This window comes from Agathobaculum sp. TL06 (assembly GCF_054658635.1).
Window position 1 is genome coordinate 43,974 of record NZ_BAAGGY010000012.1, and the last position, 24,440, is coordinate 68,413.

The 24,440-nt window shown below is 56.3% G+C and carries 25 protein-coding genes and 1 pseudogene; 5 read left to right on the top strand and 21 right to left on the bottom strand.

The window, feature by feature from the left end:
* Positions 1-150: 150 nt before the first annotated feature.
* The gene (locus ACYQ3S_RS08665; protein ID WP_459688536.1) at positions 151-324 is read right to left on the bottom strand and encodes a hypothetical protein; all 174 of its coding nucleotides are present in this window, start codon (positions 322-324) and stop codon (positions 151-153) included.
* A gap of 575 nt (positions 325-899) precedes the next feature.
* On the opposite strand from ACYQ3S_RS08665, the pseudogene ACYQ3S_RS08670 reads away from it, so the two are divergent.
* Positions 900-1,681, top strand: a pseudogene (locus ACYQ3S_RS08670) (IS3 family transposase); the annotation flags it as partial.
* A gap of 69 nt (positions 1,682-1,750) precedes the next feature.
* On the opposite strand, the gene ACYQ3S_RS08675 reads toward ACYQ3S_RS08670, so the two are convergent.
* The 8 genes from ACYQ3S_RS08675 to ACYQ3S_RS08710 all read right to left on the bottom strand — a co-directional run bounded on the left by ACYQ3S_RS08675 (position 1,751) and on the right by ACYQ3S_RS08710 (position 9,445).
* Positions 1,751-2,722 (bottom strand): transketolase family protein, encoded by a 972-nt coding sequence (locus ACYQ3S_RS08675; protein WP_459688537.1) that lies wholly within the window; start codon positions 2,720-2,722, stop codon positions 1,751-1,753.
* 12 nt (positions 2,723-2,734) lie between these two features.
* Positions 2,735-3,589, bottom strand: a complete 855-nt coding sequence (locus tag ACYQ3S_RS08680; RefSeq protein WP_459688539.1) for a transketolase — start codon at positions 3,587-3,589, stop codon at positions 2,735-2,737.
* Positions 3,590-3,605: 16 nt separating this feature from the next.
* Complete coding sequence (locus ACYQ3S_RS08685; RefSeq protein WP_459688540.1) at positions 3,606-4,508, bottom strand: sugar phosphate isomerase/epimerase family protein; 903 nt, start codon at positions 4,506-4,508, stop codon at positions 3,606-3,608.
* 21 nt (positions 4,509-4,529) lie between these two features.
* Positions 4,530-5,831: a TRAP transporter large permease gene (locus ACYQ3S_RS08690; protein WP_459688541.1), complete on the bottom strand. Its 1,302-nt coding sequence runs from the start codon at positions 5,829-5,831 to the stop codon at positions 4,530-4,532.
* Between the two features lie 16 nt (positions 5,832-5,847).
* Complete coding sequence (locus tag ACYQ3S_RS08695; RefSeq protein WP_459688542.1) at positions 5,848-6,357, bottom strand: TRAP transporter small permease; 510 nt, start codon at positions 6,355-6,357, stop codon at positions 5,848-5,850.
* Between the two features lie 88 nt (positions 6,358-6,445).
* Complete coding sequence (gene dctP, locus ACYQ3S_RS08700; protein ID WP_459688544.1) at positions 6,446-7,480, bottom strand: TRAP transporter substrate-binding protein DctP; 1,035 nt, start codon at positions 7,478-7,480, stop codon at positions 6,446-6,448.
* A gap of 45 nt (positions 7,481-7,525) precedes the next feature.
* Positions 7,526-8,458 (bottom strand): ketose-bisphosphate aldolase, encoded by a 933-nt coding sequence (locus ACYQ3S_RS08705; protein ID WP_459688545.1) that lies wholly within the window; start codon positions 8,456-8,458, stop codon positions 7,526-7,528.
* A gap of 21 nt (positions 8,459-8,479) precedes the next feature.
* Positions 8,480-9,445, bottom strand: a complete 966-nt coding sequence (locus ACYQ3S_RS08710) for a carbohydrate kinase family protein (RefSeq protein ID WP_459688547.1) — start codon at positions 9,443-9,445, stop codon at positions 8,480-8,482.
* A 337-nt stretch (positions 9,446-9,782) separates the two neighbouring features.
* On the opposite strand from ACYQ3S_RS08710, the gene ACYQ3S_RS08715 reads away from it, so the two are divergent.
* Positions 9,783-10,544 (top strand): DeoR/GlpR family DNA-binding transcription regulator, encoded by a 762-nt coding sequence (locus tag ACYQ3S_RS08715; RefSeq protein WP_459688549.1) that lies wholly within the window; start codon positions 9,783-9,785, stop codon positions 10,542-10,544.
* A gap of 57 nt (positions 10,545-10,601) precedes the next feature.
* Here the strand turns inward: ACYQ3S_RS08715 and ACYQ3S_RS08720 are convergent, their stop codons facing one another.
* Both ACYQ3S_RS08720 and gap read right to left on the bottom strand, forming a co-directional pair.
* Entirely contained in the window at positions 10,602-11,495 is an 894-nt protein-coding gene (locus tag ACYQ3S_RS08720; RefSeq protein ID WP_459688550.1) for a DMT family transporter, read from the bottom strand.
* 79 nt (positions 11,496-11,574) lie between these two features.
* A complete protein-coding gene (gap, locus tag ACYQ3S_RS08725; RefSeq protein WP_054328005.1) occupies positions 11,575-12,603 on the bottom strand; it encodes a type I glyceraldehyde-3-phosphate dehydrogenase in 1,029 nt (342 codons plus the stop codon).
* 255 nt (positions 12,604-12,858) lie between these two features.
* On the opposite strand from gap, the gene ACYQ3S_RS08730 reads away from it, so the two are divergent.
* Positions 12,859-13,941: a sensor histidine kinase gene (locus tag ACYQ3S_RS08730; RefSeq protein ID WP_459688552.1), complete on the top strand. Its 1,083-nt coding sequence runs from the start codon at positions 12,859-12,861 to the stop codon at positions 13,939-13,941.
* Between the two features lie 67 nt (positions 13,942-14,008).
* Here the strand turns inward: ACYQ3S_RS08730 and ACYQ3S_RS08735 are convergent, their stop codons facing one another.
* The 9 genes from ACYQ3S_RS08735 to ACYQ3S_RS08775 all read right to left on the bottom strand — a co-directional run bounded on the left by ACYQ3S_RS08735 (position 14,009) and on the right by ACYQ3S_RS08775 (position 22,521).
* Entirely contained in the window at positions 14,009-14,752 is a 744-nt protein-coding gene (locus ACYQ3S_RS08735; protein WP_459688554.1) for an S-layer homology domain-containing protein, read from the bottom strand.
* A gap of 146 nt (positions 14,753-14,898) precedes the next feature.
* Positions 14,899-16,293 carry an aminopeptidase gene (locus ACYQ3S_RS08740; RefSeq protein ID WP_459688556.1) on the bottom strand — a complete coding sequence of 465 codons (1,395 nt, stop codon included), beginning with the start codon at positions 16,291-16,293 and terminating at the stop codon, positions 14,899-14,901.
* Positions 16,290-16,886, bottom strand: coding sequence for a dephospho-CoA kinase (gene coaE / locus ACYQ3S_RS08745; RefSeq protein WP_459688558.1), 597 nt, complete (start codon positions 16,884-16,886; stop codon positions 16,290-16,292). The genes ACYQ3S_RS08740 and coaE overlap by 4 nt, the downstream gene beginning before the upstream one ends.
* Positions 16,887-16,920: 34 nt before the next feature.
* Positions 16,921-17,946 carry an L-threonylcarbamoyladenylate synthase gene (locus ACYQ3S_RS08750; protein ID WP_459688559.1) on the bottom strand — a complete coding sequence of 342 codons (1,026 nt, stop codon included), beginning with the start codon at positions 17,944-17,946 and terminating at the stop codon, positions 16,921-16,923.
* A 26-nt stretch (positions 17,947-17,972) separates the two neighbouring features.
* A complete protein-coding gene (locus ACYQ3S_RS08755) occupies positions 17,973-18,434 on the bottom strand; it encodes a hypothetical protein (RefSeq protein WP_459688561.1) in 462 nt (153 codons plus the stop codon).
* Positions 18,435-18,492: 58 nt separating this feature from the next.
* Positions 18,493-18,702 carry a hypothetical protein gene (locus ACYQ3S_RS08760; RefSeq protein ID WP_459688563.1) on the bottom strand — a complete coding sequence of 70 codons (210 nt, stop codon included), beginning with the start codon at positions 18,700-18,702 and terminating at the stop codon, positions 18,493-18,495.
* Positions 18,703-18,724: 22 nt separating this feature from the next.
* Complete coding sequence (gene prfA, locus ACYQ3S_RS08765; protein ID WP_459688565.1) at positions 18,725-19,789, bottom strand: peptide chain release factor 1; 1,065 nt, start codon at positions 19,787-19,789, stop codon at positions 18,725-18,727.
* Positions 19,790-19,816: 27 nt separating this feature from the next.
* Entirely contained in the window at positions 19,817-20,596 is a 780-nt protein-coding gene (locus tag ACYQ3S_RS08770) for a YdcF family protein (protein ID WP_459688566.1), read from the bottom strand.
* Positions 20,593-22,521: an ABC-F family ATP-binding cassette domain-containing protein gene (locus ACYQ3S_RS08775; RefSeq protein WP_459688568.1), complete on the bottom strand. Its 1,929-nt coding sequence runs from the start codon at positions 22,519-22,521 to the stop codon at positions 20,593-20,595. The genes ACYQ3S_RS08770 and ACYQ3S_RS08775 overlap by 4 nt, the downstream gene beginning before the upstream one ends.
* Before the next feature lie 211 nt (positions 22,522-22,732).
* Between ACYQ3S_RS08775 and ACYQ3S_RS08780 the strand changes: the two genes are divergently transcribed.
* Positions 22,733-22,870 carry a helix-turn-helix domain-containing protein gene (locus ACYQ3S_RS08780; RefSeq protein ID WP_459688570.1) on the top strand — a complete coding sequence of 46 codons (138 nt, stop codon included), beginning with the start codon at positions 22,733-22,735 and terminating at the stop codon, positions 22,868-22,870.
* A 239-nt stretch (positions 22,871-23,109) separates the two neighbouring features.
* Positions 23,110-23,535: a hypothetical protein gene (locus ACYQ3S_RS08785; protein WP_032548332.1), complete on the top strand. Its 426-nt coding sequence runs from the start codon at positions 23,110-23,112 to the stop codon at positions 23,533-23,535.
* Here ACYQ3S_RS08785 and ACYQ3S_RS08790 read toward each other — a convergent pair.
* Entirely contained in the window at positions 23,484-24,350 is an 867-nt protein-coding gene (locus ACYQ3S_RS08790) for an aminoglycoside 6-adenylyltransferase AadE (protein WP_001255868.1), read from the bottom strand. The two genes, ACYQ3S_RS08785 and ACYQ3S_RS08790, sit on opposite strands and share 52 nt — an antisense overlap.
* Positions 24,351-24,440 lie beyond the last annotated feature (90 nt).

The window sequence follows — 24,440 nt, forward strand, 5'->3', positions numbered from 1 at the left end:
CGTTCCATCGGAACGGGGGCTTTATTCTGCGCTGCGGGGCATGCAGCGCCTGCTGCACGGGGTGGTGGGTCGTGTGCGCCGTTTGGTCCTTGCGGCGCGGGGCTTTGCAATGCCAAAACACTGCGCATCTGTACCGCCTGCTGGCGCGTGTTACGCGCCAGACAGCCGCAGCACCAGCCAGACCGCGGCGCAGGCCGCCAGCGCCAGCGCGCCCACGGCACACCACGCCCATGGATTGCCGAGGTTGACCGTCCACGCACCAGGCATCCTGCGGCGCACAAAGAGGTTTTTGTCGTACGGGTTGCAGTAAATCCGCCCGCGCATATGCTGCCAGACCTCCTGCTGTGTAAACTTCCGCCTGATGCCGGCCACCTCCATTCCTTTTACTGTCAGTATAACACAGGGCGGACAAAAAAGCACCCGTTCCATTTGAACTGCACCCCATTTGTTAGACAGTATGGTATACTGAATAACAGGAGGGGTGCATTATTATGCCAAAAGGAATACCAAACAAACGATACACACCAGAATTCAAAAAGATTGTGAGAAACAATGTTGGAAGAAAAGCCGAGTTACAATGAAACAGCACGTCGATTTGAGATAAGTGATCATCACCGCATCCAAGAATAGGAGCGAATTTATCTGACAGAATGACCGGAAAGCTTTGCAGTAGAACGGCGGGGCCGAGGGAGTAAAGGACGCCCCCAGCAACTGCCGAAGGAAGTAGAAGAGGATCTGCTTACAGAGGTTCAGAGACTTCGTGCGGAGAATGAATACTTAAAAAACTTGCAAGCCTTGGTTTTGGAGGACGAGCGACGCCAGCGCAGAAAACGCAGGTAGTTCAAAAACTGAGGCAAAGACACACTCCGGATATCCTTCTTTCAATCGCCCAGCTTCCCCGCGCGACTTTCTACTATCATCGAAAGCCGGATGGAGCGTGCAGACAAATACGAAGTGGCTAAAACGGAAATCGTAGCCATCTATCACGAAAACAAAAAACGGTATGGTTACCGCCGTATTACCACAGCCCTGCGCTATAGAGGGATTCATCTGAACCACAAAACGGTACAGCGGCTCATGAAGCAGCTTGGATTGGTTAGCCGTGTCAGAGTCAAGAAATACCGGTTCTTACAAAGGAGAAGTTGGTAAAATTGCTCCCAATTTGCTGAACAGGGACTTCTGCGCTAAAAAGCCAAACCAGAAATGAGTCACCGATGTGACGGAGTTCCGTCTGTTTGGTCAGAAACTGTACCTATTGCCAATTCTGGATTTGCACAATGGTTACTTAGTCAGCTATACCATCTCTCAGCGGCCGGTTCTGCGTATGGCTACTACCATGCTGGACAGAGCTTTTGAAACAATTCCGGATGGAACAGGGCTGCTCCTCCACTCTGACCAAGGTTGGCAATACCTGCATAAACAGTATCAGCGTATGCTTCGTGAGAAGGATATTTGGCAGAGCATGAGCCGCAAAGGCAACTGCCTGGACAATGCTGTTATGGAAAATTTTTTTGGCTTACTCAAAAGTGAGCTGCTATATCTACAAGAATTCTATTCCATAAAACACTTTAAGCTGGAACTGAATACCTATCTGGACTACTACAATAACCAACGCATCAAGGCAAAGCTAAAGGGCTTGCCACCTGCAATTCACAGACAACAAGCCCTTTCGGCTGCTTAAACAATTTTTCCTTTCAATTATTGTCTAACTTTTTGGGGACACTTCATGGGGGAGCAGCGGGACTCTTTTTTACTGCCGTTTCCTGCCGACTGCACGCGCCGCTTTCCTGACGATCTCCCGGGCGTTCAGCCGGTATTCCTCCTGCAGAAACCCGATCGCCCCGACTTGCCCAAAACGATCCTGTACGCCGACCATTTCAACTGGTATCGGACAATGCTCCGCAAGCACGCGCGCCACAGCCGCGCCCAGCCCAACCGTGCAGTTATGATTTTCCGCCGTTACAATGCATCCGGTTTTCGCAGCCGACTGGAGCAGCAGCTCTACGTCGAGCGGTTTCCAGGTAAACATGTCGATCACACGCGCCGATATCCCCTGTTCTGACAGAATCTCCTGCGCTTTGAGAGCCTCGTCCACCAAGAGTCCCGATGCAACAATCGTTACGTCATTTCCCTCGCGCAGAAGCACTCCTTTGCCGATCTCAAAATCCGCGCCATCCTCGTATATGCGCGCGGAATTTTTGCGCACCATGCGCAGATAGCTGACACCATACCACGCATACAGCTTTTTCAGTAAGTTAATAAACATCACATAATCAGACGGATCGAGGACTATTGCATCCGGCACAGCCAGATACAGAGCGCAGTCCTCAAACGGCATGTGCGTACCGCCATTATACGCCGCACAGATACCGGGGTCCGAACCGATCAGCTTGACATTCAGCTTCGCATAGGCCGCGGACAGGAACGCCTGATCAAACGCCCGTCGCGAAATAAAAGGGCCAAACGAATGCACAAATGGTATTTTCCCTGCCACCGACAAACCCGCCGCGATGCCGACTGCATTCGCTTCCGCAATTCCAGCGTTAATCACCTGTGCCGGATAAACCTTTGCGATCTCCGACGCTTTGCTGCAGCCAGCAAGATCACAGTCGATATGGACAACGGAGGAATCCTGTGCGATCAGCTCGACCATCGTCTGCGCATATCCGTCCCCGCCCATCCGCTCATCTATTTCATGTTTTCCCGTGATTCGATACTGCATACTGCCTCCATTTCAAGCCTGCGCTGTCAGACGTTCCAATTCATCCTGTGCAAATGCAAGCGTCTCATGCCACTGTTCCGCTGAGAAGCTGGAAAAATGCGCGCCAGTCTGCTCCGCCAGGGGCAATCCTTTCCCCTTGACTGTATTCAATATAATGCAGGCTGGCTTTCCGACGTTATGGTACGCGCGGTCTACTGCTTCATACACCTGCTCTACATCGTTTCCATCCTGTACCTCGCCCACATCCCAGCCGCAGGCTCGAAATTTTGCACCGATGCCTTCCCCATGGCTCATTACTTCGCTGCACAGACCATCCAATTGTCTTTTATTGTTATCCACCAGACATATCAGCCGGTCCAGTCCGTAATGCGCCGCGAATTGCGCACTCTCCCATACCTGGCCCTCGTCACACTCGCCATCTCCCAGTATGACAAACACATGATTGTCCCGTCCGTCCAGCCGGTTCGCGTAAGCAATGCCGACCGCCGCCGAGATACCCTGCCCGAGAGAGCCGGTCGTCATGTCTACCCCTGGGGTCTTGAGGCGATCTGTGTGAGAGGGGAAATCCGTATGTGGCTGATTCAGTGTGTAGATATTCCCCAGAGGGAAAAAACCTTTCAATCCCAAGGCCGCGTATACTGCCGGCCCCGCATGCCCCTTGGACATAACGCACCAGTCGCGTTCCTCCCATCCCGGGTTCTGGGGATCGATTTTCATGATGCCGCCGTACAGCACAGCCAATGCCTCTGCAACCGACATAGTGCCTCCCGTATGGCCAAAGCCCAGCGTTGCGAGTGCGCGTATGGTTTCTACGCGTATCTGTTGTGCGAAAATCTGAAGCTCCCTGATCTTATCCTCCTGCTGCATGAAACGCTCCTTTCCGTTATTCTTCCAGTACGTCGCGCAGGAACCGGCCGCCGGTCTGTGCATCGCATACCAGCTGCTCCAGCGTAGCGCCACGGCTCAGATCGCGCCATACGCGGGTTCGCTTGGCATTAAAAGCCGTAGTCAGCACAAACGGTTCCATCACAACCGCACCAGCATAGCCGGCTTGACGCAGCGCCCGCCCAATCGCTTTCCAGTCCAGATTGGTCGCACCGGTACCCGGCACACGCCGGTTGGATTCCCCTGCATGGAAATGTCCCAGCCGGCCACTGACACCCGCGAAACAGATCGCGGCACAGGTATTATCCTCCTCGATATTCATATGGTAAGTATCCAAATGTACCTTGGCGCGCGGGCTTCCCACCGCCTCGGCGAACGCCACTGCCTCCTGTGCCGTATTGAACAGAAATTGCTCGAACCGGTTGACCACCTCAAAACAGTAATCAATCCCTTCCCGCTCGGCAGCACGCAGGATCGGCTGCAGACTTTGGACCGCATATCCGCAGGCGCGCACTTTCTCTTCCTGCGCATCCCCCTCTGGCTGCGGCGCCCGCAGCCAGGCGGAGTAGTTGACCCCCGACCACAGAGTCATTTCCAGCTCGCTCATGCGTTCCAACACCCGGATACAGTAGTCAATGCCCTTTCGACGCACCGTTTCGTCGCCGGAAGCAATGTCATTTGTTGCATCCAGACCGCCGTTCAGCGTAAACCGTACGCCGCAGTCCTTGGCACGACGCAACAGCTTCTGACACGCTTCCGGCGTCATCCGCAGCAACCAAGCCGGATTCACTTCCAGTATCTCCAGTTCTGCCTGCGCGGTTAACTCCAGCATACGGTTTAAATCATCGGATGCTTCGGTTCCCCACCAATATCCCATGTGCAGTCCTATCTGATTTTTCATATCGATTCCCTCTTTGCCGCGCTATGAAGCGCCCAGCAGGTTCGGCACCAGCATGACAATTCCCGGAACAAAGGTAAGTACCAGCAGCACGCCTACCAACGCCCCCATATAAGGCAGTGACTCCCGAATGTAATCCTCAATGCGGCAATTGCAGATGCCGCAAGTTGTAAACATCTGACTGCCGAACGGTGGGGAAAAACCCGCAATTGTCAGGTTGATACACATAACGATACCGAAATGGATCAGATTGATACCCATAGACTGTGCGACCGGTACAAGCAGCGGTGCGAGCAGAATCATCGCCGCGCCGCCATCGAAAAAGCATCCAATGGCCAGCAGCAGGATGTTGACAATCAGTAAAAACAGGTATGGCGAATGGATACCATTGATGATCGCCTCAGAGATCATCATAGGGATGCGTTCCCAAGTCAGGTAAGCGGACAGCGCCTGCGCGCCCGCCAGAATGAACATGACACCGGCCGTTGCTGTCAGCGACTCCATGATGATTGCTTTGATATGCGCAAACTTTAACTCTTTATAGATAAACGCACCAACCAGGATTGCGTAAAGGATGGAGATCGCACCCGCCTCAGTCGGTGTAAAAGCGCCAAAACGCAGGCCCATTACGATGCCGAACGGTACCATCAGCGCCCAAACTGCATCCAGCAATGCGCGGCCAAATTCTCGGGGTGTGACACGCTCCGTGCGCGAAGGACGGTAATTCCGCTTTTTGGAGATTGCATAATTTAGTATCATCAGCGCCGCCATGATGCAAAGGCCCGGCAGGTAGCCCGCATAAAACATGCTTGCAACCGACACATTGGACGCCGTAGAATACAGAATTAATACAATACCTGGAGGAATGATCGGCGTAATACAGGCAGACGCCGCGGTAACGACACAGGAATAGGCCTTTGAATAACCCATTCGTTCCATTTCAGGCACCAGCATCTTGCTTTCCATTGCCGTATCTGCAATTGCCGACCCAGATAAACCTCCCATCAGAGTGGAAAGCACGATATTGACATGCCCCAGCCCGCCAACCAGATGGCCAACCAGCATATCCGCAAGCACCATTAACCGGTGTGTGATGCCGGAATAGTTAAAGATAACACCCGCACAGGTGAAAAACGGGATAGCGAGAAACACGAATGACGAATTTGCTGCCACCATTTTCTGGCACATCAGTAAAACGTTCATTGCATTTGGGCTGAAAACAAAATACAGGGCTGTAGCAATCAACATCGCAAATGCCACCGGTACGCGCATAAAAAACAGCACAAACAAAATTACAATCGGCAGCCATGTCCACAGTTGTTCCAAAACAGTTCCTCCTTTCCTACGACCGTTCTTCCAGGGCCGCCACTTCGGTTTCCTGCCCCCGAATGGTCTGAACTAGGAATTTCAGCGAATAACCCGCAAGGCAAACCGCCGCCAACGGGATCGGAATATCAAAGAAAAAATAAGGGATATGCAGCGAGGGGCTTTTCCGCGTCCACGCAGACATCGCAAACTGCCAGCCCCAGACAACAAGCGCGACGCAGATCGCCGTGATCAGCGCATAGTTGAGGAGCAATACCACACGGCGTGCTTTTTCCGGCAGAGCGTTTACCAATACGTCAATTGCCGTCAGACCCTGATACCGGTAGACCACTACAACACCAAAGAAAACCGCCCAGTTGAACAGCATATAGGTCACTTCTTCTGCCCAGTTAAATGAGGTGGCAAACAGAAAACGGCTGATAACATTTAAAGAGATCAGAACCACCATGCCCACCAATGAAACACCGCCAATGACCGATGCGACCCAGTTAACGGCATTCTCCAGCTTTGCTCCTTTCCGTTTCATACAATCATTATCCTCCCGTTTCTTTTCGTTGCGCTTTCAGATACGGCAAGGGCAGCGCCGGCTGAACAGCGCTGCCCTGTAACTGCCGTCATTTATTGCCGCGCGCTTCCTCCAGTACAGCCGTCAGTTCATCGTATACCCCCGGCGTCCAATCTGGGAACTTGTCCGGAATGCTCTTTGCCGCCTCGATAAACTCGGTCTTGTCAATTGAGGATACCTGCACACCGGCATCGATCAATTTCTGCTTATATTCATCCTGTACGCCGCCAGACAACTCCAGGAATTCCTGCATATATTTTTGAGCGGTTTCATCCATCGCCGCTTTTGCCGCGTCTGACAACGAGTTATAAACCTCACTGGACATGACGATCGCTGTATAGCCCACCAAATGCTCAGTCTCGATGACATGCGAGAGTACTTCATTCCACTTATTCGAATACATAACAGAGTATACACCCTCAGCCGCATCCGCCACACCCTGACTGAGCGCCTGGTAGGTTTCGCTCATGGCAATATTTGTCGGATTGCCGCCCAGCATTTCTGCCACGGCATTCCACATCGTCGTGGAAGCGCAGCGGATTTTAAGTCCGTTGACATCCGCACGGGAGGTGATATCTTTTTTCGTCAGCAGATTACGAGTCCCCTCATAATTCAGCGCGATCAAATGCAGCCCTTGAGCTTCCAACTCGGTACACATATCCTGGAATACCTCAGAATTCCAGATCGCCATAATCTCCTCCGGCTTCTGGATCAGATACGGGGACATAATCGCCGCCATATCCGGTACATAGTTTGCCAGCCATGCCAGGTCGCAGTCCGCAACCACACGTTCACCCAGCGCAGCCTGTTCGATCACGTCCGCTGTCGGACCCAGGCTCTCCGTGGTATATATCTCGCCGACGATCTCTCCATTTGAAGCAGCCTCCAGATCGTCAAAAAACCGGCCATACCACTCATACTGAGGATCGGTATTGGATTTGACCAGGTTGAATTTCAACGTGGTGGCTTCCGCCGCAGCACTCTGTTCGCCGCCCTGGTTTACATTGCTGTCCGTTTCTCCTCCGCATGCGGCCAGGGAAAAAGCCATTATTGCTGCCAGCATTCCTGCGATCAGTTTTTTCATTCCTTTTTCTCCTCTCTTCTGCTGTAAAATTAATAGTTGGATGCTTTAATAGCGCTCTGCGCTTAAAAATACATTTTTCATTTTATGGGATACGCGTTCAGCCAAATGATCCCTGCCGGCACCTATGTATTTCCGGTAATCGATTTGTTCCGGCGCTTCATGCAGATATTTTCTGATCGCACCTGTCATAGCAAGCCTGAGATCGGTGTCCACATTGATCTTGCAGACCGCAAGCCGAGACGCCTGTGCCAGCATTTCCTCAGGAATACCGATTGCTCCGCTGATGTCACCTCCCATTGCATTAATCTCCGCGATATCCTCCTGGTTAACTGACGATGCCCCGTGCAGTACGATCGGCAGACGCGGCATCAGCCGGCTGACCTGCTCCAGAATATCAAACCGCAGCATCGGCTTTTGTCCCGGTTTAAATTTGTAAGCCCCGTGGCTGGTACCGATGGCGATTGCGAGGGAATCCACCCCTGTCCGTTCGGCAAAGTCGCGCGCCTGCTCCGGATCGGTATAGAGTGACTGTTCCGCGCTCCTGCCATCCTCGACACCGGCCAGCGTTCCCAGCTCGCCTTCCACCGTGATGTCATACCGGTGCGCATATTCGCAGACGCTTCGCGTCAGCGCCACATTTTCTTCATAAGGAAGGTGGGATCCATCAATCATGACCGAAGTAAAGCCAGCTTGAATGAACTCCTTGCAGGTCTCCAGATCTTCACCGTGGTCCAAGTGCAGAGCGACCGGCACATCTGACAGCCGCGCCGCGTTTTCCGCCATACCGACGATATAGCCTAAATCCGCATATTTGCTCGTAAAAGATGATGCCTGCAAAATAACCGGCGACCGCTGTTTTTTCGCCGCCTTTGCAACCCCCTGAATCACCTCCATATTGTTGACATTGAACGCGCCCACGGCATAGTGGTGCTCATAAGCATGCAACAGCATGTTTTTGGTATTGACAAGTGCTCTCAACTCCGTGCTCTCCTTTCCCTACTATGCAATATTTTCTACCAGGTGCCGGTTTTTCCGGATATATTGCCGGACAGTTTCCGCGTCCGGTACGCCGCCGACCGCACCGGGCGCCTGTATGGTATAGGAGGCGGTAGCCGATGCGAACAGCGCGCTCTCATATAGATCGAGCGACAGAAGCTGTGCGGCTTCAAATCCCGCAACGAAGGAATCTCCTGCCCCCGTAGTGGAAGCGATCGATTCCACTGGAAACGCTGGCAGGAAAAACTCTTCCTTGAAATCCGTCATATAGCAGCCCTTCTCCCCCAGCTTAACGCCAAATACTGATAATCCGAACGGCTTGAGCACGTTCCGCATGGCTCGGACATTGGTCTCGCCTGTGATCTGAACCGCTTCCTGGTAGCTCGGCAAAAAGATATCTGTATAGCGCAGGGTAGGCGCAATGCGTGGGAGCCATTCCCCTTTTCGATTCCAAACCGTATCTACTACAGTTCTTACTCCATACTGTCTTGCTTTCTGAAACAGCGGCACAATCCCTCCGTCGTCCAGATTCTTCAGCCGGTAATGGCCGTTCAGACTGAGCAGGCGTGCCTGCCGCAGCCACTCCTCCGGCACCTGCTCCGCGTAAAGCGTATCGAATATCTCCGTATTGGTCAGAAAATGCCGTTCCCCGTTTGGTTCAACCAAAGCGATACTGGTACCAGTTGTTCGCCCGCCCCGTACTGCCAGTGAACGGATATCGATATGCCGTTCGTCCAGCCAGCGCCGAATGAACGCGCCATTTGGATCATCCCCCACGACGGAAACAAGCGAGGTTTCCATACCAAGCGCCGCCGCGTTACAGGCTACATTGCAGGCGTCCCCACCTGGCAGCATCTGTATCGTGTCTACCGGTGTTGCATCCAAAGACAGCGCCTTTTCGGTCACCGGTTTGACGATAATATCGCACATTAACAGGCCAATACAGATAATATCCATTTCATCACTCATTTTCCGCTTCATAATATTGATTTTTATAGATTAGATCAAATTTTATCAAAAATATTTTTATAAATCGATCGATAATAAATCATTTCTCTTTTGTTTAACACTAACTTAACATATTCAATAATATTTGTCAATATTTCGATCAATATTTGACATATTTAAAAATATACAAACTTAACCTTTCCTTTTTGTATATTTAAATGATAATATTTATCTTTTTAATGATAATATTCGTTTCATTATTATTTATTCTCTTATTGACGAAAGTGGAAAGATAAGGTATTATAAAGGTAAATAACAAGGTCATCTTCCCTAAAAATCACGAAAGGAGGTGTCTTAAATGGCCGTTCGCACTTCTCGTCTCGACCAAATGGAGGAATATATCCGTAAACACGATTTTGTTCCTCTCGACGATTTATGTGCAGCATTCCAACGTTCTAAAATTACGATCCGCCGCGATCTCTCCATGCTGGAGGAAAAGGGAGTGATCGAAAAGGTGTATGGAGGCGCACGCCCCAGACACCGCGATATCGGACGTCCCGTTGCGTCATTTACTGAGCGAAACATCTGTTTGACCGATCAGAAGCAATATATCGGTAAACTGGCCGCACAGCATGTCAACGACGGGGATACGCTTTACATCGATTCTGGTACCACCACACTGACCATGCTCCCTTATCTTGCTGAACGTTCGGTCACGATTTTGAGCAACAATTTATATGTGATCATGGAATGTATGAACTATCCCCAGATTAATGTAATCTCTTTCGGCGGCCGTCTGAACGTAAAAACCGCATCTCTAACCGTAGACGACCCCGCTGAGCTAAGTCGCTTCAATATCACAAAGGCTTTTATGGGTACAACCGGCATCAGCTTGCGAAGTGGTGTGACCGATACCTTTGTTGGGGAGAGCACGCTCAAAAGCACGATCACCAAGAACAGTCGGACACGGTATTTGTTGGCAGATCATACCAAATTCGAACTGGTGGCGGTTTCCACCTATGCACGCTTAAGCGATTTCGATTTTCTGGTCACCGACCTTGCACCATCGCAGGAGTATCTGCAGTACTGCAAGGAGCACCAGCTCACCTGCTGTTATTAAACAAAAGCGTCCCCTGGCTTCCCTAAGGAAACCAGGGGACGCTTACTGCCATACACCCTATTCCTCCTGCTTATCCCGTGCAAGCAGGAAAATGGTGGACAAAATCAGTGCAAAGCCGATCAGGTCGATCGGGCTGAAATCTGCTTTCATCCAAAGGACGGCAAACACCGTTGCGGACACCGGCTCGATCGAGGAGAACAGGCTGCCTTTCTTGGGTCCGACCAGCCGGATCCCCTCCAGATGCAGCGTGAACGCCGCGACCGAGCCGATCAGAACAACGACCGCAAGCGCGCTGACCGCCCCGATGTCCAGCGTCACAGGCATTCGCCACGGGCGGAACAGACAGGACAGCGCTGTGCCGCCGAGCAGCATGCCCCATGCTGTTACAAGCGCCGCACCGTATTTGTGCAGCAGCGGCACCGGCTGCACTGCATAGATCGACATGGCTACCGCGCTCAGCAGCCCCCAGAACAGCGCACGGCCGGACAAAACCATCTCCCCCGGATGCCCGTGCGTCGCCAGCAGGAAGGTTCCGCCCACGGCCAGCAGGATGGACAGCACCTCGATGCCCCGCGGCGGGCGGTGGCTGCGGACCGACAGATACACCAGGATCAGGACCGGCGAAAGATACTCCAGCACGGTGGCGGTCCCCGCGTTGGAGTATGTGATTGCGGAAAAATATGTATACTGGCACATGCTCATGCCCAGCACGCCAAACACCAGGATGCCGGTGGTGTCCTGCTTCCAGATGCGGAACACCTGCTTTTCGCCCCGCAGCAAGCATAGCAGCAGCAGGATCGCGCCGGCCGACAACAGGCGCACCGAAACCAGCCATCCGGTCGGTACGCCCTTTGCCTGCAGCAGGAACTGGCCGCAGGCGCCGGAAAGCCCCCAAAAGATACCGCCCGTCAGCGTCAGCAGCACGCCGCGCAGCATTTTATCCCGCTTCACACAGTTTTCCCCTTTCACAAAAAGACCTCTTGTGCAGATCACAAGAGGTCTTTTGGTTTTACGTTGCTACAGGACTGACTTACTTGTTGTCAACCTCAGCCATGTGCTCGATGAGCATCAGCAGCTTGTTGGAGTAGCCCCACTCGTTGTCGTACCAGGAAACGACCTTGACAAAGGTGTCGGTCAGCGCGATGCCAGCCTTCTTGTCGAAGATGGAGGTGCGCTCGTCGCCCAGGAAGTCGGAGGAAACCACGTCCTCGTCGGTGTAGCCCAGAACGCCCTTCAGGCCGCCCTCGGAAAGCGGCTTCTCAGAAGCAGCCTTCATCGCCGCGCAGATCTCGTCGTAGGTGGCCGGCTTAGCCAGGTTGCAGGTCAGGTCAACAACGGACACGTCCAGGGTCGGAACACGCATGGACATACCGGTCAGCTTGCCGTTCAGCTTCGGGTAAACCTTGCCTACCGCCTTGGCAGCGCCAGTGGAGGACGGGATGATGTTGCCGGAAGCCGCGCGGCCGCCGCGCCAGTCCTTCTTGGAGGGGCCGTCAACGGTCTTCTGGGTGCCGGTGGTGGAGTGAACGGTGGTCATCAGGCCCTCGGTGATGCCGAACGCCTCGTCCAGAACCTTGGCGATCGGCGCCAGGCAGTTGGTGGTGCAGGAAGCGTTGGAAACAAAGGTCATATCCTTGGTGTAGGTGTCCTGGTTAACGCCCATAACGAACATCGGGGTGTCGTCCTTGGACGGGGCGGACATGATGACCTTCTTCGCGCCGCCGTCGATGTGGGCCTGTGCCTTCTCCTTGGTCAGGAAAACGCCGGTGGACTCGACAACGTAATCAACGCCGTCCTTGCCCCACGGGATGTTCTTGGGATCCATCTCAGCGTGGAACAGAACCTTCTTGCCATCCACGGTGATGGAGTTGTCGTCATACTCAATGGTACCGTCATAGCGGCCGTGCATGGTGTCGTACTTGAGCATGTACGCCATGTAGTCCGGCGTCATGAACGGATCGTTTACCGCTACGAATTCGATGTTCGGGTTCTTCAGACCAGCGCGGAAAACCATACGGCCGATACGGCCAAAGCCATTGATACCTACTTTAATCGCCATTTGCAGTGTTCCTCCTCAATTTTGACAATTATCTTCTTGTCGATGGCTTTATTATACACTATCTGGACGATATGCCGCAAGGTGTAATATTTGTGAAATTTTTGTCATTATATTCTGGGTTTTTGTACATTTTTCTTTGCAAAGCGGTCTCGTCTGGTGGTATAATAGAAGCATCATACAAAATATAGTATTGCAGTCCGCAAGCAGCCTTATACCCACAAAAAAACAGAAAGATCAGCGATTCGGAGGATAGAGATGGCGGATACATTTTTCTCTCAGCTCGACAGCGCGGCTCTGCGCGCCCTGCTGAACCGTACCGCGCTGCACGACGCAGCATTGCTCACAGTAGGACCGACGCTATATATTGAGGCCTGCAACGACGCCGCGGCGCGCCTGACCGGCCTGCACCCGCTCGAACGCATCGACCAGCTCTTGAGCGGCGCCTCCGCCGGCGCGCTGCGCGACTGCATCGCGCAGCAGGCACCGCGCACCGTTTATGAGGAACTGGACGGCGCCGAATACCGCCTGGAGCTGCTGCCGCACCGCGGCGGCGCGCTGCTCGCGTTCCTGCACGACAGCCGCTCCTCTTACGACGGGAGCCTGCGCGTACTGCACGCAAAAAGCGCGCAGTACCTCGGCGCGCTTTTCGCCTGCGCGGAACAGGTGCAGGACCCCGCCCTCGCGGCCGAGCTGCGCAAGCAATGCCTGCGCATGCACCGCATACTGACCCATTCGGATTTCCTGCACGACCCGCCTCTCACCGAGCAGCTCCGCCTGTACCGCACCGACCTCGCGGCCCTCTGCCGGACAGCCGCGGCCAACGCGGCGCTGTACGGCCCGTCGCACGGCACCAAAAACATCACCGTACACGCGCCCGATTACTGCGACGCGCTGATCGAGCCGCAGCTGATCCAAAAGGCGCTGTACAACCTTCTGTCCAACGCGCTGCACGCATCCCCCGCGGACGGCGATATCGTCCTTACCCTGACCGACGACAGCAGCTTTGCGACCATCACGGTCGCGGACCGCGGCCCCGGTCTGGATGCCGAGCTGTTTGAAGCGCTCCTGACCGGCTGGGAACGGCAGGTTTCGCTGGACGATTACCTTTCCCTGGCGCGCTGCGGCGCGCCGCTCGGCCTCGGCCTGCCCCTGGTCCAGCGCATCGCGCAGGCCCACGGCGGCAGCCTGCTCCTGTCCCCGCGGGAGGGCGGCGGAAGCGAGCTGCACATGAGCATCGCCCACCTGCCGGCCGCGCTTGCGGATAATAACCTGCGCGCGCCGATGATTTTGGAGGAGGGCTACTCGCTCGAGGAGATCGAGTTTTCCATCTTTGACTGACTGCCGCGTCACAGGCAAAAAAACCGCTGTATCCACCGGATACAGCGGTTTTTCTTTTGGGGTTGTCTTACCGGCCGGCGTCCGAGGCGATGTTACTCAAAACCTGCGCCAGTTCCGCGCGGAGCACATTGCCCTGCGGGGCGAACGAACCGTCCGTGTTGCCGTTCATCAGCCCGTTCTTCAGGCAGAATGCAACGCTGTCCGCCGCCCAGTCCGAGATCTGCGAAGCGTCGGTGAACTCCTGCACGGCCATGCCGTCGCCCGGCACGGTTTCGGTCAGGCCGCTCTCCTCCAGCAGGCCGAGGTAGCGCGTCAGCATCGCCGCGAACTCCTCGCGGGAAACCGTTTTCCCAGGGTGCAGGCGGTTCTCGTCATCGCCGGTGAGGATGCCTGCGTCAAAGCAGAACGTCATCGCCGGATAGTAGTCCTGACCGATATCCGCGTAGTCGGCCATCTCGTGGATGCCCATGCCCGCGGCGCCCGCTGTCAGCTTTTCGTCCCTGTTTTTCGCATCACGGTAGAGCGCGTCCGCAACCTCCTGACGGCTGACCGCGTGCAGCGGCCAGAAGCCCGCGTCCACCGGCGCGGCAAGATCCATCAGTCCCTGCTCCAGCACATAACGGACCGCCGGCGCGTACCACGCGGTATCGGCCACGTCGGCCGGCAGGGCGGTCTCCTGTTCATCCACCACCGTATTGGCGGCCGTATCCTCCGCCGCGTCGGGCGCGGTATCCGCCGCCAGCGCGGTGGCCGACATGGACAGCACGGTCGCGCCGGTCAGGAAAAACGAAAGCACCTGTTTGAATGTCATTTTTATAAATCCTCCTTCTGGAAGCTGTTATTTTCCTTAGTTGCTCCCTATTATAACACAGCGTCCCGCGCCCGCCCGCAAAATGTAACAGAGGTGTAATAAAGACGGCGGCCGGTATCCGGCCGCCGTCTTGTGCGTTTTCCGTCTCAGTCCTTATAAAACGCCCCGAAGCCCTTGTAGGCCATATACAGGTCGAGCTTGGTGATCACCTCGAACGGCGCGTGCATGGAAAGCACGGGTACGCCCGCGTCCACCGTATCGATGTTGCGGTTGGCCAGGTACATCGCCACCGTGCCGCCGCCGCCCTGATCGACCTTGCCGAGCTGGCCGGTCTGCCAGACCACGCCCGCCTTGTCAAAAATGCAGCGGATGCGCGCCATCAGCTCGGCGGTCGCGTCCGACGTGCCGGACTTGCCGCGCGCGCCCGTATATTTGACCAGCGCAAAGCCGCAGTTGGCGCGGGCGTCGTTGCGCTTTTCGGACACCTCGGGGAAGTTGGGGTCAAAGGCGTTGCACACGTCCGCGGACAGGCATACCGAATTTTCATAGCATTCCTCCACCAGCGCGCCCTGCGCGCGGCACAGATCGGCCATGAAGGTATCGAACGCGCGCGACTGCATACCGGTTACGCCGTCCGAGCCGGTTTCCTCCTTGTCCACCAGCAGGCAGACGCAGGTGTGCGCAGGCGTGGTTTTGAGGTCGAGCAGCGCGGTCGCCGCGGTGTAGGAGCACACGCGGTCGTCGTGACCGTAAGCGCCGACGAACGAACGGTCAAAGCCGATATCGCATGCGGGGAAGGCAGGCACGCAGCACAGCTCGGCGGAGAGGAAATCCGCTTCCACCATGCCGTACTGCTTATTCAGGTATTCCATGACCGCAAGCTTGATCTTCTCGCTGCACTTCTCGTCCACGGTCTCGCTCGGCACCGAGCCGACCAGCACGTTCAGGCCCTCGCCCTTGACCACCTCGGTCGCCTTTTTGGTCATCTGCTCGGAGGCCAGATGAGGCAGCAGGTCGGTGATGACGAACCTGGGGTCCTCCGGCTTGTCGCCGATGCGCACCTCGACCGTTTTCATCTGCCCATTGTGGCACACGCACACCACGCCGCGCAGTTCGAGCGGGATAGCGGTCCACTGGTACTTTTTGATGCCGCCGTAATAGTGGGTCTTGAAAAAGGCCATGCCGCCGTCCTCGTACAGCGGCACGGTGCGGATATCCACACGCGGCGCATCCAGATGGGCGGCGGTCAGGCGCACGCCCTCCTTGAGGCTCTTTTTGCCGATTACGGCCAGCGTGATCCCTTTGTTGCGGTTGACCTGGTAGAGCTTGTCGCCGGGCTTGACGGTATCGTCCCGCGTCCATGCGCGGAAGCCCTTGGCCTCCGCCAGACGAACCATTTCCCTGACCGCGTCGCGCTCGGTCTTGGCTTCGTCCAGAAATTTCTTGTAGTCCCCGGCATAGGACTGAATGTTCTTTTTGTCGCTGCCGGTCAGCCGGTCGAAGCCGGTTTTTTTGTCATAAAAAAGCTGTTCAGAGGTCATTTTCGTTCTCCTTTGCTCAAAATGGTATATAAAGCATCGGTCTCCCGCCAGAGCGCGGCGAGGTCGCCGTTGTTTTCCAGGATATAGTCGCAGCGGGCGCGGTAAAAGCCGTCGTCCGGCTGGGCAAGGATGCGCGCGCGCGCGGCCTGCTCGGAAATGCCGTCGCGGGCCATCACGCGCCGTATGCGCGTTTCGGTATCCGCCAGCACGCCGACCGTCTTTTCGCACAGATCGTCCGCGCCCGCCTCAAACAGGGTCGGCGCATCGTACAGCACGATCGGACAGGCGGCCTGCGCCTGTATGGCCGCGCGCGACGCGGCGCGGATATAGGGGTTCGTGATACGGTTCAGCTCGCGCAGCCGGTCGGGATCGGAAAATACGAGCCGCGCCAGCTTCGGGCGGTCGAGCGCGCCGGTTTCCTCCAGCACGCCGCCGAACGCCGCGTCCAGCGCCGCGAGCATCTCGCGGTTTTCCGCGCACAGGCGGCGGTAGACCGCGTCCGCGTCCACCCAGCCCGCGCCCCGTTCGCGCATCCGCGCGGCGACCGTGCCTTTGCCCGTGCCGCTACCGCCGGTCAGACCTATGATTTTCATTATCCCACACCCCCTGACTGGATATGCGCCCCGCTCAAAGCTCGATCACCGCGAAGCCCGCCGCCTTTTTAATGCGGTTGGCTACCGCCAGACCCAACCCTTCGTCGGACGGACACTGCGCCCAGATCTGCCGGACATCGGTTTCGTCGAACGCCCGCAGGCGGTCGAACACCTCGCGCGCCTGTGCCGCGAGGTCGGTTTGGGAGCCGAAGCACTCCACCACGCAGGTGGGGAAGCACTCCCTGTATTCATCAAAGCACAGCACGCCGGTGGGGCCGCTGATATGTGCTTTAATATACTGCGCCGTGCGTTGTGGGTCGCCCCGCACGACCGTTACCGGCGCTTTCGGCGCATAGTGGCGGTATTTCATGCCGGGCGCGGACACCCTGACCTCATCCCCGATCTTCTCGTACAGCGCGCGGTCGACCTCGACCTCGCCCAGCACGGCGCGGAGCTGTTCGAGCGTCACGCCGCCCGGCCGCAGCAGGCGCGGCTTGTCCAGCGCAAGGGTGACGACCGTGGATTCCACGCCCACGCCGCACGGCCCGCCATCCAGAATCGCAGCGATCTTGCCGTCCATATCGCGCAGGACGTGTGCCGCCGTGGTGGTCGAGGGGCGGCCGGAGGTGTTCGCGGAGGGGGCGGCCAGCGGCACGCCCGCCGCGCGGATGAGCGCGCGCGCCAGCGGGTGCGACGGGAGGCGGATGCCCACCGTGTCCAGCCCGCACGATACCTCGTTGGGAATGCAGCTCCCTTTGGGTACGATCATGGTCAGCGGCCCAGGCCAGAACGCTTCGGCCAGCGCCGCTGCCTGCGGCGGCACCGCGGGACACAAATCGAAAATCTGGTCAAAATCTGCGATGTGGACGATCAGCGGGTTATCCTGCGGCCGTCCTTTGGCTCGGAAGATTTTCGCCACCGCTTCCCCATTCAGGGCGTTTGCTGCCAGCCCATACACGGTTTCCGTGGGTATTCCCACCACTTCACCCCGCCGAATCAGGTCTGCGGCGATCCTTACGGCATCTTTATCAAGTTGTGGGGAAAGTATGCTTGTTTTCATCGATTACACTTCCATCAGTGGGAAATTTAATGCTCCAGTGTGCGGTCCACTCCTGTGACGCGGCCATTTTGCAGGTAAATATCCAGGGTGGACTCGTCAAACGGCATGTCAATGACGTAGGCCAGCAGCTCCGGCGAGTCGGTATAGTCCGGCGCGCCCAGCAGGCCGCGCACCTCGTCGGCCGTCATGCCCACCAGCGGCTGCGTTTCCAACAGGTCGTTCACCAGAAAATGCCGCTGGTCCGGCGCGGTCTTCGCCCAGTTTTCCGCGGTGAAATCGCGCGGCACGCCGAGGCCAAGGCCGAAAAAGCCGTTCGCCTGCCAAACGCCTCCACCCAGCAGCAGCGCGCACAGGGCAAGCGACGCCGCCCAGCCCCGTCCGCGCAGCCTGCCCGCGAACAGCAGGATGCTCCCCGCCAGAAACGACAGGATGCCGAGCAGCGCCAGCCCAAGGCCGGAATACAGCGTCAAAAAAATAAAAAGTCCCATAGCAATCCCTCCCACCCTCATTATAGCAGCGGCGAAGCGGAGATTTGTAACAGCGCTGTTAAATCGCAAAAAACGGCAGCGCCAGCAGGCCGGCGGGCGCGTCGATCACGCCCGTATAGATGCCGACCGCGATGAGCAGCGCGCCGGCCGCCAGAAAGATCAGCTTGCGGGTCAGCTTCAGGAGCAGCAGCACAATGTTGATCAGCACCAGCGCGCCGCCCACCACCAGCCAGGGCGCAGACTGCCAAAGGGAAGAAATTTCGTTCATTGGGGATTCTCCTTTCCAGGGGTCATGCTTCGCCCTGCGCCTTGAGCTCTTCAGCCGTGTCGGCGGCGATCAGGGCGTCGAGTATCTCGTCCATATCCCCGTTCAGGAATTGGTCGAGCTTGTAGAGCGTCAGCTTGATGCGGTGGTCGGACACACGGTTTTCCGGAAAGTTATAGGTGCGGATGCGCTCCGACCGGTCGCCCGTGCCGACCTGGCTTTTGCGGTCCGCGGCGATCGCGGCCTGCTGCTTTTCCACCTCAGCCTCGTACAGGCGGGCGCGCAGCACGCGCAGCGCCTTATCCTTGTTCTTGTGCTGGCTGCGCTCGTCCTGACATTCGACCACCGTGTTCGTCGGAATATGGGTCACGCGGATGGCCGAGGATGTTTTATTGATATGCTGGCCGCCCGCGCCGGATGACCGGAACGTGTCGATGCGCAGGTCCTTGGGGTCGATGTAAAAATCGACCTCCTCGGCCTCGGGCAGCACGGCCACCGTGGTGGTCGAGGTGTGTACGCGGCCCTGCGACTCGGTTTCCGGCACACGCTGGACGCGGTGTACGCCGCTCTCAAATTTCAGGCGGGAATACACCTTATCACCCGCCACGCGGAACACGATCTCCTTATAGCCGCCCAGCTCGGTTTCGGACGCGCTCATCACCTCGGTCTGCCAGCCGCGCTTATCCGCGTACATGGTGTACATGCGGTACAGATCGGCGGCGAACAGCGCGCTTTCCTCGCCGCCCGCGCCGCCGCGGATCTCGACAAAAATGTTCTTGTCGTCATTCGGGTCCTTGGGCAGGAGCAGGAGCTTCAGCTCGTCCTCCAGCCGCGCGATATCGGCCTTGGCCTGTTGCAGCTCCTCCTGCGCCAGTTCCTTCATATCCGGATCGGACAGCATATCCAGCGCATCCTCCTGCGCCCGCCGCGCCTTTTGGCAGGCGCGGAACGCTTGGACGATGGGTTCCAGCTCGTTGCGCTCCTTGAGGAGCTTGGCCGCGCGGCTGGGGTCGTCATACAGGCCCGGCTCGGCGAGGCGGGCCTCCAGCTCGTCCATGCGCTGCGCAAGAGCGTTCAGTTTGTCAAACATAACAGGTTCCTTTCCGATTCCGCCGCCTTACGCGGCCGGCGTATCCTTTCCCGTACCGCCCTGCCACCTGCCGGTGAGCATCAGACCCAGGATGGAGCAATACTCCCGACAATGCACCGCCACGCGCTGCGCCGGATAGGGCGTCGGCGCGGGGATACCGGCCGCGTCCAGTCCGCCGCGCGCCATCAGCACGCGGGCGCGCGCAAGGTGGTAATCGCTCGTCACCACCGCGGTCCTGTGTCCGTCCCCGATCAGGGCGCGGGCGTTTTCAATGTTCTGTATCGTATTGTTGGATTCGTCCTCGAGCAGCAAACGGTCCGCGTCCATGCCCCTGGCGGTCAGGTAATCGTACATCGCCTCCGCCTCCGGACACGGCTCGTTGCTCCCCTGCCCGCCGCACAGGATGGCGGTGGCCTCGGGGTGTGCCTGCAGGAAATCATACGCCGTATCCAGCCGCGCGGCCAGCGCCGCGGACGGACGGCCGTCCTCATACACCCGCGCGCCCAGCACCAGCAGGTAATCCGCGTCTCCGGCTTCCGGATCGGCGCGCATCCCGTGCAGGATGATGCCCTGCACCGCGACGAACGATACGACGAACAAGCCGAACAGCACACGTCCCACAACGGACAGCACGCGGCATACCCTGTACCGCTCCTGCAAGCGCAGCATCAGCCATTCGCCCGCGCAGCCGGCGGCCAGCGTAAGGAAAAACACGCCGCCGAACCGCGAGGGCGCCCAGGGTAGCTGCACCACGCCGCCCGCAGCGAACACCGCCGCCAGCGCGAGCCAGATCTTCCGTTCGCTCATTGCTGCAGCTCCTCCAGCTCGGCGGCCACGGCCTCCCATTCGTCCATTTTCGCGGCGAGCGACTCGTCGCATTGCTCCTTTTTGGTCATCAGTTCGAGTAGCCGCGCCGAGTCCGAGGACGCGTCGATCATCTGCTGCTCCAACTCGGCCGACTGCAGCTCGAGCTGGGAAATTTCACGTTCGAGCGCGCTGAGCTGCTTTTGCAGGTTTTTGGTGCCGCCGGTGCGCCTGGGTTTTTCCGGCGGGCGGGGTACGTCGTCCAGCGTCGGCGCGTCGGGCTTTTTCCGCCTGGGGGCCGGCGCGGGGGCGGGCGCCTCGGGCAGCTCGCCCCGTTCACGGAATTTCAAAAAGTCGGAATACGAGCCGATGAAGTCGGTCAGCCGCCCATTTTCCAGATACAGTACGCGGGTGGCAAACCGCTCGACGAAGTACCGGTCGTGCGAGACGAACAGCAGCGTGCCGTCGAACGCCTCCACCGCCTCCTCAATCCACTCGCGGCTGGCGAGGTCGAGATGGTTGGTCGGCTCGTCCAGAATGAGGAAATTCAGGGGGTCGTACATCAGCTCGCACAGGCGCAGGCGGCTTTTTTCGCCGCCGGACAGCATATCGACCGTTTTCATCTGCGTTTCGCCCGTGAACTGGAACGAGCCCAGCCGGTTGCGCGCGACCTGCATGGACACGTTCTTGTCATAGATCAGCGTGTCGATCAGGTTGCGGTGCGGGTTGGCGAAATGCACCTGCTGCGGCAGATAGGCGGGCTTCAGGCCCACACCCTTGCGGATCGTACCCTCGTCCGGCGTTTCCTCCCCCAGCAGGATCCTGAGCAGGGTGGTTTTGCCCGCGCCGTTCGCACCCAGCAGGGCGACCTTCTCGCGGTTGCGGATGTTGAAGCTGATATCGTGTAATATTCCACGGCCTTCATAACTTTTTGTAATATCCCGAACCTTTAATACCTCCTCGGTCTCGTAGTTCGGGTCGCCGAAGGTGACGGTCATCTTTTTGTCCTTTTTCGGGCGGTCGGTGACGGTCATGCGCGCGATGCGCTTTTCGATTGAGGCGGCGCGCTTGGCCAGATGCTCGGTGCCGTGCTCGTGCATGATACGGGCGACCGCTTCCAGCCGCTTTTTCTCGGCCAGCTCGTGCTCGTGGTGCTTGAGCTGTTCCTCGCGGCGGCGTTCGCGCTCGACCGCGTAATAGGAGTAGTTGCCGTTGTAGAACTCGCAGGTGCAGTCGTGAATCTCGATCACACGGTCGCAGCACTGGTCGATGAACCAGCGGTCGTGCGAAATAATCATCACCGTGCCGCGATAGGACTCGAGGTAACTGCCCAGCCAATCGACCGCGTCCATGTCCAGATGGTTGGTCGGCTCGTCCAGCAGCAGGATGTCGGTCTGTTCGAGGATGATGCGCGCCAGGTTGATGCGCGTCTTTTCGCCGCCCGAGAGCAGCGCGAACGGCTGTGCGCGCATGGCCGCGGGGATTTCCAGGCCGTTGCACACACGGTCGATCTCAAAATCACGGTTGTAGCCGCCGAGGAGCTCCAGACGGGTTTCAAGCTGGGCGTAGCGTTTGAGCAGCGAGGCGTCGTCCGGCTTGCGGGCCATCTCGTCGGTCAGCGCGTCCATCGCGGCGGCGACCTCGTCGGATTCGCGGAAGGCCAGGCGCAGCACGTCCTCGACCGTGGATTCCGGCGGGAAATCCGGCATCTGGTCGATCACGCCCGCGTTCTTGCCCGCGCCGAGCGAAACATGCCCCCCGTCATAGGGCAGGCGGCCGGTGAGGATGTTGAGCAGGGTGGTCTTGCCCGCGCCGTTCGCGCCCAGAATGGCGACCTTTTCTCCCTGCTGGATATCAAAGGAAATATCCTGCAGGATGAGGCGGTCGCCGTAATATTTGGTGAGGTTTTGTACGGAAATGTCAGCCACAGCCGCGGCTCCTTTCAAATATCGGGATAAATGGATATATACCGTTTTATTATAGCACAAAAGATAGATAAGGGAAAGCCTCTCCCCTGTATTTTACCGCTTGGCAACGCATCGACGTACCGTAGAACGCCGCCGATACCGCCTGAACTCTGCGTCGGTTGCGCCAAGCTGCCTGATACGGTATACTTTTCCCCAAAAGGAGGATATATCAATGGATGCAACAAAAACAGGCGTTTTTATCGCCGCGGTACGTCGGGAGCGGAACATGACACAGGCGGAGCTGGCAGCCAGGCTGCATGTGACCGATAAGGCGGTCAGCAAGTGGGAACGGGGGGGTTCACTTAGATAAAGATACCACACCAATCCCACGCTGACTTTTGCTCAACCAATACAGCCGGAGGGCTGGATAACAAGAAAAGGCGGTATGCGCCCCGTGGAGGGGTAGCATATCGCCTTTTCTTGTGGGGGTTTCCAAAGGGGGCAACGCCCCCATTTGGCACACGACTTTGCGAAGCAAAGTGTAGTGTGTTATACGCTCTGTCGGCGTTGTCGTGAAAATGCCGTTGCCGCCGGGGAGGGCAAGGGCATTTGAAGCGGCAAGATTTGAAGCGGCAAGAAAACAGGGCTGTGCTTGCGTGGCGTGGAGCCGCAAGCGCAGGTCTGGTTTCATCAGCAGACAGGGCGTATATGAAAGCCCCCGTCCCTCGTCCTACGCTCCGACTTGTGGACAAAGTGTCCCGAAGTTGTGGCCACACTCCCGGAAAAGTAGCAGGACAGCGGGCAACCGTCAAGGCTGAAATGAACGGGGTTACACCCGGCCTTGACCGCCGCCCGCCGCCCCGCTGGATGGGTGGACAAGGCGGCCAATCCCTCAAAGTGCTTGGCCGCGCTCTTTCTGATTTTGAGGTATTCAGTTTTTCAAAATTGAATAATCAAAATAAATTTTTTCGATTGAAAAAATTTTATTTGTTATCATCTTCAATGCCATATTTTTTCTTTTGCCGAATCACATAATTACTGATTTTTTCATCATATAGTGGATACTGGTAATCCAACTGGCATGCCACTTCTGACGAAACCTCCCGGAACAATGCCATACATTGTTCAAAGGATTCCCACATATGGGGATAGGAATCCATATTATAAGTAGACATAAGTCGTTCCCACAATTCCTCTGGGACATATTGCTTCATAAATTTATAGTTTTTTCCCAAACTGAAATGAAATCCCTGTTTGATACCAATCAGCCAGGAAATCATGCGAAGCAATTCTTTTCGTACTATATCATTCATATGGTCAATAGCAAAAAGAATTTCTTTGCGGCATAAGCCCTTTACTACATATGTTGTAGTATTCCAAAATTCATTACAGCAATCGTCAAACATTCTTTGAGTAGGCTTCTGCAAGTGGTAGTCTATATCCGTTGGTATTGGCGGCTTTACGATACGGTTGTCTTTATCCAACAGTAACTTTACCAGTTTATCCCATGTAAAATACTCGTCTATCAGTTCCAGCGGCAGCAAAGTTAAATCTATCTTAACATCATCAGTAAACAGCATTAAATATGAAAATCCCTTTTCTACAGCTGGAAATAATTCCATATCTTCCGGCTTTTGCAGAATCAACCTTTCACCAAATATATCTAGCCATTTATCATCACTTGTGAAGCTGTCCATATCCGTAACAAAAAAAGTAATATCAAAATCCTGAAAATCATCAGGCGGAATATTTGTATTTGTTCTAGATCCTTCCAAAGTAACCATGCGAATGCGTTTGTCTGTTTTTGCAAAATTCAAAACAATATCATAAACTTCCTTTTCTGATCTCATTTTTATCTCCTCCAATTATTGAAATAGGTGTGAAGCCATTTTAGGGCTTTCCCGCCTTGATTACCCTTTAGCAAAGACGGGCGGGACTGT